Source organism: Sphingobium sp. PNB (assembly GCF_019873065.1).
GTDB lineage: Bacteria > Pseudomonadota > Alphaproteobacteria > Sphingomonadales > Sphingomonadaceae > Sphingobium > Sphingobium fuliginis.
Map to the genome: position 1 here is coordinate 1 of NZ_JAINEZ010000138.1, position 8,210 is coordinate 8,210.

General features: G+C 67.9%; 10 protein-coding genes. 6 read left to right on the forward strand and 4 right to left on the reverse strand.

Annotated features, from left to right (window positions below):
- The coding region (locus K7W03_RS25705) for an MJ0042-type zinc finger domain-containing protein (RefSeq protein WP_222887750.1) at nt 1-240 on the reverse strand (240 nt) is incomplete at its 3' end.
- Between the two features lie 169 nt (nt 241-409).
- On the opposite strand from K7W03_RS25705, the gene ftsE reads away from it, so the two are divergent.
- Genes ftsE through K7W03_RS25725 form a run of 4 tightly spaced genes read left to right on the forward strand, consistent with a single transcriptional unit; the run spans nt 410 to nt 3,271 of the window.
- On the forward strand, nt 410-1,120 hold the full coding sequence (gene ftsE, locus K7W03_RS25710) for a cell division ATP-binding protein FtsE (RefSeq protein WP_222887752.1): 711 nt from the start codon (nt 410-412) through the stop codon (nt 1,118-1,120).
- Nucleotides 1,120-2,034 (forward strand): cell division protein FtsX, encoded by a 915-nt coding sequence (locus tag K7W03_RS25715; protein ID WP_222887754.1) that lies wholly within the window; start codon nt 1,120-1,122, stop codon nt 2,032-2,034. The genes ftsE and K7W03_RS25715 overlap by 1 nt, the downstream gene beginning before the upstream one ends.
- Nucleotides 2,031-2,561 carry a YdcF family protein gene (locus K7W03_RS25720; RefSeq protein WP_222887756.1) on the forward strand — a complete coding sequence of 177 codons (531 nt, stop codon included), beginning with the start codon at nt 2,031-2,033 and terminating at the stop codon, nt 2,559-2,561. The genes K7W03_RS25715 and K7W03_RS25720 overlap by 4 nt, the downstream gene beginning before the upstream one ends.
- 14 nt (nt 2,562-2,575) lie before the next feature.
- Entirely contained in the window at nt 2,576-3,271 is a 696-nt protein-coding gene (locus tag K7W03_RS25725) for a lysophospholipid acyltransferase family protein (protein WP_044661171.1), read from the forward strand.
- Between the two features lie 38 nt (nt 3,272-3,309).
- Here the strand turns inward: K7W03_RS25725 and K7W03_RS25730 are convergent, their stop codons facing one another.
- From K7W03_RS25730 to K7W03_RS25740, 3 genes are all read right to left on the reverse strand, one after another.
- Nucleotides 3,310-4,215, reverse strand: a complete 906-nt coding sequence (locus tag K7W03_RS25730) for a prephenate/arogenate dehydrogenase family protein (protein WP_044661172.1) — start codon at nt 4,213-4,215, stop codon at nt 3,310-3,312.
- Complete coding sequence (hisC, locus tag K7W03_RS25735) at nt 4,215-5,312, reverse strand: histidinol-phosphate transaminase (protein WP_222887758.1); 1,098 nt, start codon at nt 5,310-5,312, stop codon at nt 4,215-4,217. The genes K7W03_RS25730 and hisC overlap by 1 nt, the downstream gene beginning before the upstream one ends.
- Before the next feature lie 61 nt (nt 5,313-5,373).
- Nucleotides 5,374-6,333 carry a 2-hydroxyacid dehydrogenase gene (locus K7W03_RS25740; protein WP_222887760.1) on the reverse strand — a complete coding sequence of 320 codons (960 nt, stop codon included), beginning with the start codon at nt 6,331-6,333 and terminating at the stop codon, nt 5,374-5,376.
- 57 nt (nt 6,334-6,390) lie between these two features.
- Between K7W03_RS25740 and metX the strand changes: the two genes are divergently transcribed.
- Together metX and metW are read left to right on the forward strand one after the other, a co-directional pair.
- Nucleotides 6,391-7,542, forward strand: a complete 1,152-nt coding sequence (metX, locus tag K7W03_RS25745; protein ID WP_044661175.1) for a homoserine O-acetyltransferase MetX — start codon at nt 6,391-6,393, stop codon at nt 7,540-7,542.
- Nucleotides 7,539-8,126 (forward strand): methionine biosynthesis protein MetW, encoded by a 588-nt coding sequence (gene metW / locus K7W03_RS25750; protein WP_222887762.1) that lies wholly within the window; start codon nt 7,539-7,541, stop codon nt 8,124-8,126. The genes metX and metW overlap by 4 nt, the downstream gene beginning before the upstream one ends.
- Nucleotides 8,127-8,210: the final 84 nt, after the last annotated feature.

The window sequence follows — 8,210 nt, forward strand, 5'->3', positions numbered from 1 at the left end:
TGGCGACGGCAGGCGTGCCCGAAGTCGCGGCGCCGGGGGGGGCGGTGGAGGCGGAGGCGATGGCGCCGCGACTTCGGGCACGCCTGCCGTCGCCAATGCTTCCTCTCGCGGGGCGAGCGCGGCGCCTTCCTGGAACCAGCTATGTTTGCAGGCGGCGCAGCGAACCTGGCGGCCGTTCGGGCCGACGGCGCTGTCCGGCACGATATAGCGCGTGGCGCAATTGGGACACACCAGGATCATGACGCTTCATAGGCATGAGTTGGATTCGAGGGCAAGCGGCTTCAAACATGCCCGTCCACCCGGGCGCGACTCGCGGACTCAGGCGGGATGGGCTTTACGGCCGCCCGTCCGCTGTGCCATGGCTAGGCCATCGGGGAAGCAGGGAGCGCGCGGGCGCTGAAATAGACGCATGTCGGCCATCGTACAGTTCGAAAATGTCGGCCTGCGCTATGGTCTGGATAGCGAGACGCTGTCCGACGTCAGCTTCTCCCTGGCGAGCGGCGGCTTCTATTTCCTGACCGGCGCGTCGGGCGCGGGCAAGACATCGCTGCTGAAGCTCCTCTACCTCGCCCAGCGGCCCAGCCGCGGCGTCATCCGCCTGTTCGGGGAGGATGTCGTGACACTGCCCCGCAAGCGCCTGCCGGGTTTCCGCCGACGCATCGGGGTGGTGTTCCAGGATTTCCGGCTGGTCCCGCATCTGTCGGTCTATGACAATATCGCCCTGCCGCTGCGGGTCGCGGGCATGGAGGAGAGCGAGATCGACCTGCCCGTCAGCGAGATGTTGAACTGGGTGGGGCTGGGCGATCGCGGCCAGGCCCGCCCCGCCACCCTGTCGGGCGGGGAACAGCAGCGCGTCGCCATCGCCCGCGCCGTCATCGGCCGCCCGGAAATACTGGTGGCGGACGAGCCGACCGGCAATGTCGACGCCGACATGGCCCGCCGCCTCATGACCCTGTTCGAAGCGCTCAACCGGCTGGGCACCACCATCGTCGTCGCCACCCACGACCTGCCGCTGATCGCGCAGGTGGTCAGCGCGCAGATGATGAAGCTGGACAAGGGCCGTCTGTCCGATCCGACCGGATCGCTGCGCTACCCGCCCCGACCGCAGGCGGCCGGTTGATGGCGTCCCCCGGCGCCATGGGCAATCGCCGCGCCGCCGCCGCCGCGCGCCACCGGCTGCTGCCGGAGGGGCGGGTGGCCGGCCCCATGCCCTGGATCATCGCCATCATGATGTTCCTGACGGTGCTGTCGGCCGCCGCCGGTCTGGGTCTGGGCGCGGCGGTGAAGGCGATGGGCGCCGACCTTGCCGGGCGCGCGACGGTGCAGATCGTGGAAGCCAATGCCGAACAGCGCGAGCGCCTCAGCGCCGCCATGGCCGCCGCACTGCGCAAGGACGCGACCGTCCGCGCCGTTCGTCCGGTCCCGTCCGCCGCGCTGGCGGAGCAGATCCGTCCCTGGCTGGGGCAGGACGCGGCCAGCGGCGACCTGCCGATACCGGCGCTGATCGACATCGAACTCACGCCGGGCCAGACGGACGCGAAGGTCGAGCGGCTCCGCCGACAGCTTCATGCCCTCTCGCCAAAGGCCCGCATCGAACCCCATGCCGCCTTCCTCGCGCCGCTCGCGGATCTGCTTTCCGCGCTTGGCTGGCTGGCGGCGGGCATCGTCGTGCTGATGACGCTGGCGACCGGCGCGGTGGTCGTCCTCGCCGCCCGCGCCGCGCATGACAGCCATCGCGGCACCATCGACGTGCTGCACCTGATGGGCGCGACCGACGTGCAGATCGCCCGGCTGTTCCAGCGGCGCATCGGCCTCGACGCGCTGTTCGGGGGCGCGCTCGGCTTTGCCTGCGCATTGCTGGTGATCCTGCTGCTGGGCGGGCGGCTGCTGGCGACGGGATCGGAACTGCTGAGCGGCGTCCAGCTGCCGTGGACAAGTTGGGCCGCGCTGGCCGCGATACCCATGGGCTGCGTGCTGCTGGCGCGGATCGCGGCGCGCTGGACGGTGCTGCGGTCGCTGGGGCGGCTGCTGTGATCGTCCGCTTCATCGCCGTCACCCTGTTGGGGTGGATGCTGGGCTTCGCCTGGTTCGCGATCTTCCTGCCCCAGCCGCTGGACGGTCGCCAGACCGACGCGATCGTCGTGCTGACCGGCGGGGCCGGGCGTATCGACCGCGGCCTTTCCCTGCTTCAGGACGGCGCGGCCAAGCGGATGCTGATCTCCGGCGTCGACCGCTCGGTCCGCCCGGCGGAGCTGGCCGCGCAATATAAGGTGCCTGAACGCCTCTTCTCCTGTTGCATCACGCTTGGCCGCGAAGCCATCGACACCCGGTCCAACGCCATAGAGACAGCGCACTGGCTGGAACGGCGGGATTTCAAGACGGTGCGCCTCATCACCACCGACTGGCACATGCGGCGTTCCGCGCTCGAACTGCGGCAGGCCTTGCCCGAACGGGTCACGCTGGTCTACGACGCGGTGCCCAGCCGCCCCAGCCTCACCATGCTGGCGCGTGAATATAATAAATATCTGCTGCGCCGGGCGGCGGCGCTTATTGGTATCTGAACGGTTCACCCGGAATGCTGACCGCGCTGCGATCCCTCGCCTTCATGTCGATCTTCTATCCGGGATCGCTGCTGTTCGTCCTTGCGGCCATGGCGGTCAATCTGGTCGCGCCCCGTTCCATTCCCCGCGTCGCCACCGCGTGGAGCCGCTTCCATCGGGGCTGCGCGCGCTGGCTGCTGGGGCAGAAGGTCCGGGTCGAGGGAAGGCTGGAGGACGGTCCCTATCTCTACATCCTCAAGCATGAATCGATGTTCGAGACGATCGACCTGCTCTGCCTGCTGGATCGTCCCGCCATCGCCGCCAAGCGCGAGCTGTTCGACATTCCGCTCTGGGGCGGCATCGCCCGCCGCTATGGCCTGATCCCCATCGAACGCAGCGCCGGGGCGAGCGCGCTGCGCGCCCTTCGCACCGCCGCCAAGGCCGCCACGGCGGAGGGCCGCGCCATCTGCCTCTTTCCCGAAGGCACCCGCGTTCCCCATGGCGAAAGCCCGCCCTTGCGCGCCGGTTTCGCCGGGCTCTACGTATTGCTGGGCCTGCCGGTCGTGCCCATCGCGGTCGACAGCGGCCGCGTCTCGCCCCGCGGCAAGTTCATGAAGCGCAGCGGCACGATCACTTACAAGGTGGGCGAGATCGTTCCGCCCGGCCTGGATCGACGGGAAGCGGAAGTTCGCGTCCATGCGGCCATCAATGCGCTGAACGAGCCTTTATAAGCCGATATGCTGCTGCGAAGGCAGGCGTACGCCGCTATTCAATGTGAACGCCCGAAGTCGGGCTTGGGATCGTCCTGTCCCTGTTCGATGATCGACCGCCGGATCGCCCGCGTGCGGGTGAACAGGTTGAACAGCGCATCCCCGTCATTCCAGCGGATCGCCCGCTGCAAGGCCGACAGATCCTCCGAAAAGCGCTGGAGCATCTCAAGCACCGCATCCTTGTTCGCCAGGAACACGTCGCGCCACATGGTCGGATCGGACGCGGCGATGCGGGTGAAGTCGCGGAAGCCGCCAGCAGAATATTTGATGACTTCCGACTGGGTCACATCCTCCAGATCGCTGGCCGTGCCGACGATGGTATAGGCGATAAGGTGCGGCAGATGGCTGGTCACCGCCAGCACCAGGTCATGATGCGCCGGGTCCATCGTCTCGACATCCGCGCCGACGCGCCGCCACAGCTCCGACACGCGCTCGACCGCCGCCGGATCGGCGTCGGCGGGCGGCGTCACGATGCACCAGCGGCCCCGGAACAGGGAGGCGAAGCCCGCTTCCGGCCCGCTATTCTCCGTGCCCGCGACGGGATGGGCGGGAATGACCGTGCGCCCGGGCAAGGCAATGTTCAACTGCGCCAGCACATCGGCCTTGCAGGAGCCGACATCGCTGATGATCGCCTCCGCAGGCAGATCGTCGGCAATCTCCGCCGCCGCCGCGCCCATGGCCCGCACCGGCACGCACAGCACGACCAGATCGGCATCCGTCACCGAAGCGCCCGCCGTATCGGTCACGTCGTCGCACAGATCGATGGCCCGCGCGATCTCCCGCACGCCGGCATCGGCATCATGGCCCGTCACCCGAACGGTCGGCATGGCTTCGCGGATCGCCCGCGCCAGCGAGGAGCCGATCAGGCCCAGCCCAATGATCGTGACGCGCGAGAATGGCAGCATCAGGCGGCTTCCGCCATGGCGCGCAGCTTGGCCGCGACCCTGCGCATCTGATCCTCGGTGCCGATGGTGATGCGCAGTCCGTTGGGCAGACCCTGCCCCGGCAGCCAGCGGGTGGCGAAGCCTTCGTCCCACAGGCCCTTCATCGCCGCCTCGGCCGTCAGCCGGCCGTCGAACAGGATGAGGATGAAATTCGCCTTGCTCGGCACGGCGCGCAGCCCATGGTTGGACAGTGCGGCGATCTCGCCCGCCAGCCATTCGCGCCATTTCCGGTTATGTGTCCGGCTCGCCTCGACCCAGGCGACGTCCTCGATCGCCGCCACCGCAGCGGCCTGCCCGGCCGTCGTCACGTTGAACGGCGCGCGGATGCGGTGTAGCACGCCGATCACCTCGGCGCTGGCATAGCCCCAGCCGATCCGCTCGGCGGCAAGCCCGTAAATCTTCGAAAATGTCCGGGTCACGAGCATATTGGCGGCATTCTTCGCCAGTTCCAGCCCGCCATCATCCTCGTCCGCGTCCAGATATTCGGCATAGGCCTGATCCAGCACGAACAATATGTCGGGCCGCAGACCTGCATGCAGCCGCGCAATCTCTTCCCGCGACGTCATGGTGCCGGTCGGGTTGTTGGGGTTGGCGAGGAAGACGACCTTGGTCTTCTCCGTCACCGCCGCGAGCAGCGCATCCACATCGGTCGCGTAATCGGCGTCCGGCGCGATGACCGGCGTCGCCCCCACGCGCCGCGCCGCGATGTCGTACACCGAAAAGCCGTAGCGGACGTAGAGCACCTCGTCCCCCGGCCCGGCATAGGCGCTCGCCGCGATGTGCAGCAATTCGTCCGACCCGGTGCCGTAGATCACCCGCGCCGGGTCCAGCCCATGCGCCGCCGCGATCGCCTCGCGCAGCATGGCGGCGCCGGGATCGGGATAGGTCGCCAGATCCGCCGTTGCCGCGACCAGCGCGGCCCGCGCCGCTTCCCCGGTGCCCAGCGGATTTTCATTGGCGGACAGCTTCACCAGCGGTCGCCCGTCATCGGCGGCCGACTTGCCGGGAACATAGGGCGAAATGCCGAGGATCCAGTCTTTGGGGGCAGGCTTTGTCATGCGCCGCGCTTTAGCGTCATCGAAGCGAAACGCAAAGCGCTTGGATGCGGGCGTCCGCTTCTCACACCACGGGGGTCAGCAGGGGCTCGCCCGCTGCCCAGGCATCCAGATTGGCCAGCACCAGATCGGCCATCGCCTTGCGCGTCTCGACGGTCGCGCTGCCCTGATGCGGTTGCAGCACCACATGATCCATCGCCAATAGCGCTTCCGGCACATGCGGCTCGTTCGCGAACACGTCGAGACCCGCGCCCGCGATCCGTCTTTCCCCCAGCGCCGCCACCAGCGCGTCCTCATCGATCACGCTGCCCCGGCTGATGTTGATGATCACGCCCTTGGGGCCCAGCGCATCCAGCATCGCCGCATCGACCAGCCCGCGCGCCTCCGGCCCGCCGGAGGTCGCGACAATGACGACATCGCTCTGCCGCGCGAAATCCAGCGGATCGGCCACATAGCGACAGGTCGTATCCGCCACCGCCCGCCGGCTGTGGTAGACAATCTCCCCCGCCACCGGCTCCAGCCGCCGGGCGATGGCGCGCCCGATCCGGCCCAGTCCCAAAATTCCGATCCGCTTGCCCGTCACGCGCCCGCACAGCGGCGGCTTCACGCCCCGCGCCCAATCTCCGGCCCGCACCATCCGGTCATTGGCCGCGATATTGCGCACCGTCGCATAGAGCAGCCCCACCGCCAGGTCGGCCACGTCATCGGTCAGCACGTCCGGCGTATTGGTGACGCGGATGCCCTTTGCCCGTGCATGATCGACATCGACCTTGTCATAGCCAACCGAAAACAGCCCGATCATCTCCAGCTTCGGCAAGGCGTCCATGATCGCCGCGGAGGCGCCGACCGATCCGAAGGATACCAGCGCCCGTGCCTCCCGCGCTTCGGGCGGCAGCGCATCCGGATGGGCATCCGCCGCAAGGGCGTGAACGGCAAAGCGCCGTGCCAGCCCGTCGTCCAGATAGGGATAGAGCGGGCCATAAGTCAGGATGGGGATGGCAGAATGGTCGGTCATGCCCGTCATCTAGGCGAAGGAAGGGCCGATTGACAGAGCCCGGCCCCGGTCCTAGCCCGAACCGATATGGCCAGCGCGTCCTTTCCCGATGACACCCGTTTCGGCCTGCGCCGGCAGGCGCGGCTGCCCGGCCCGCTGCGGCTGGACAGCGGAGCCGCGCTGGGGCCGGTGGACATCGCCTATGAAACCTATGGGCGGATGAACGCGGACCGTTCCAACGTCATCCTCATCTGCCACGCGCTGACCGGCGACCAATATGTCGCGTCGGACCATCCCGTCACCGGCAAGCCCGGTTGGTGGTGGCGGCTGGTGGGGGAGGGGAAGCCGGTCGACCCCGCCCGTCATTTCATCGTCTGCGCCAATGTCATCGGCAGTTGCATGGGCTCCAGCGGGCCTGCCAGCCTGGACCCCGCGACCGGCGATCCCCATGCGATGCGCTTTCCGGTGATCACCATCGCCGACATGGTCCGCGCCCAGGCGATGCTGCTCGATCATCTGGGCGTGGACCGGCTTCATGCCGTGATCGGCGGTTCCATGGGCGGGATGCAGGCGCTGATCTGGCCCACCCTTTATCCGGAACGCGTCGAAAGCTGCGTCGTCATCGCCTCCACGGCGCGACACAGCGCCCAGAACATCGCCTTCCACGAAGTCGGGCGGCAGGCGATCATGGCCGACCCCAACTGGCGCGGCGGCGACTATTATGCGGACGGCGCGATCCCCAGCGCGGGCCTGGCGGTGGCGCGCATGGCCGCGCACATCACCTATCTTTCCGAAGCGGGCCTCACGGAGAAATTCGGGCGTCGTCTTCAGGGGCGCCCGGAAAACCCGAATGGGTCCAAGACCTTCGGCTTCGACGCCGATTTCCAGGTGGAATCCTATCTGCGCCACCAGGGGCTGAGCTTCGTCGAGCGGTTCGACGCCAACAGCTATCTCTACATCACCCGCGCCATGGACTATTATGACATTGCGGAGGATCATGGCGGCAGCCTTGCCAAGGCCTTTACGGCATCCAGGGCGCGTTTCTGCCTCGTCAGCTTCGACACGGACTGGCTCTATCCCACGGCGGAATCCCGCCTGATCGTCCACGCGCTCAATGCCGGCGGCGCGCAGGCGAGCTTCGTCGAACTCTCCAGCCCCTTCGGCCATGACGCCTTCCTGCTGGAATGCCCGGAACTGAACCGGGTGGTGGACGGCTTCCTGAAGGGCGGCCGCGCATGAGCCTGCGTCCCGACCTCGCCCTGATCGCCCGTACCGTGACCCCCGGCGCCCGGGTGCTGGACGTGGGCTGCGGCGACGGCGCGCTGATGGCGGCGCTGCGCGACGCCAAACGGGTCGATGCGCGTGGCCTTGAAATCGACCCGCACAATGTCGCCGCCGCCGTTGGCCGGGGACTTTCGGTGGTGCAGGGGGACGCCGACACCGACCTTGTCACTTATCCCGAAGCCAGCTTCGACTATGCGATCTTGAGCCAGACGCTCCAGACCACCCGACGCCCGGACCGCGTGGTGGAGGAACTGCTGCGCATTGGCCGTCAGGCCTTCGTATCCTTCCCCAATTTCGCCCATTGGCGCGGGCGGCTGTCGCTGTTCTGGGGCGGGCGCATGCCGGTGACGCGCCTGCTGCCCGACACATGGTACGACACGCTCAACATCCACCATGTCACGGTCGACGATTTCCGCGCCCTGGTGAAGGATCGCGGCTGGACCATAGACGGCCAATGGTTCCTGAAGGGCGACCGGGAAACCACCCATGCGAACGCCAATCTGTTCGCGGAACATGCGGTGTTTCTGCTGCGGCGGTAAGCGGGAGGGGTGGAATCAGGACATTCCCCCTCCACCTCAGGCCGGTTGATTTTTGCCGCCTCACCCTTTATCCTCCCCCCCTCG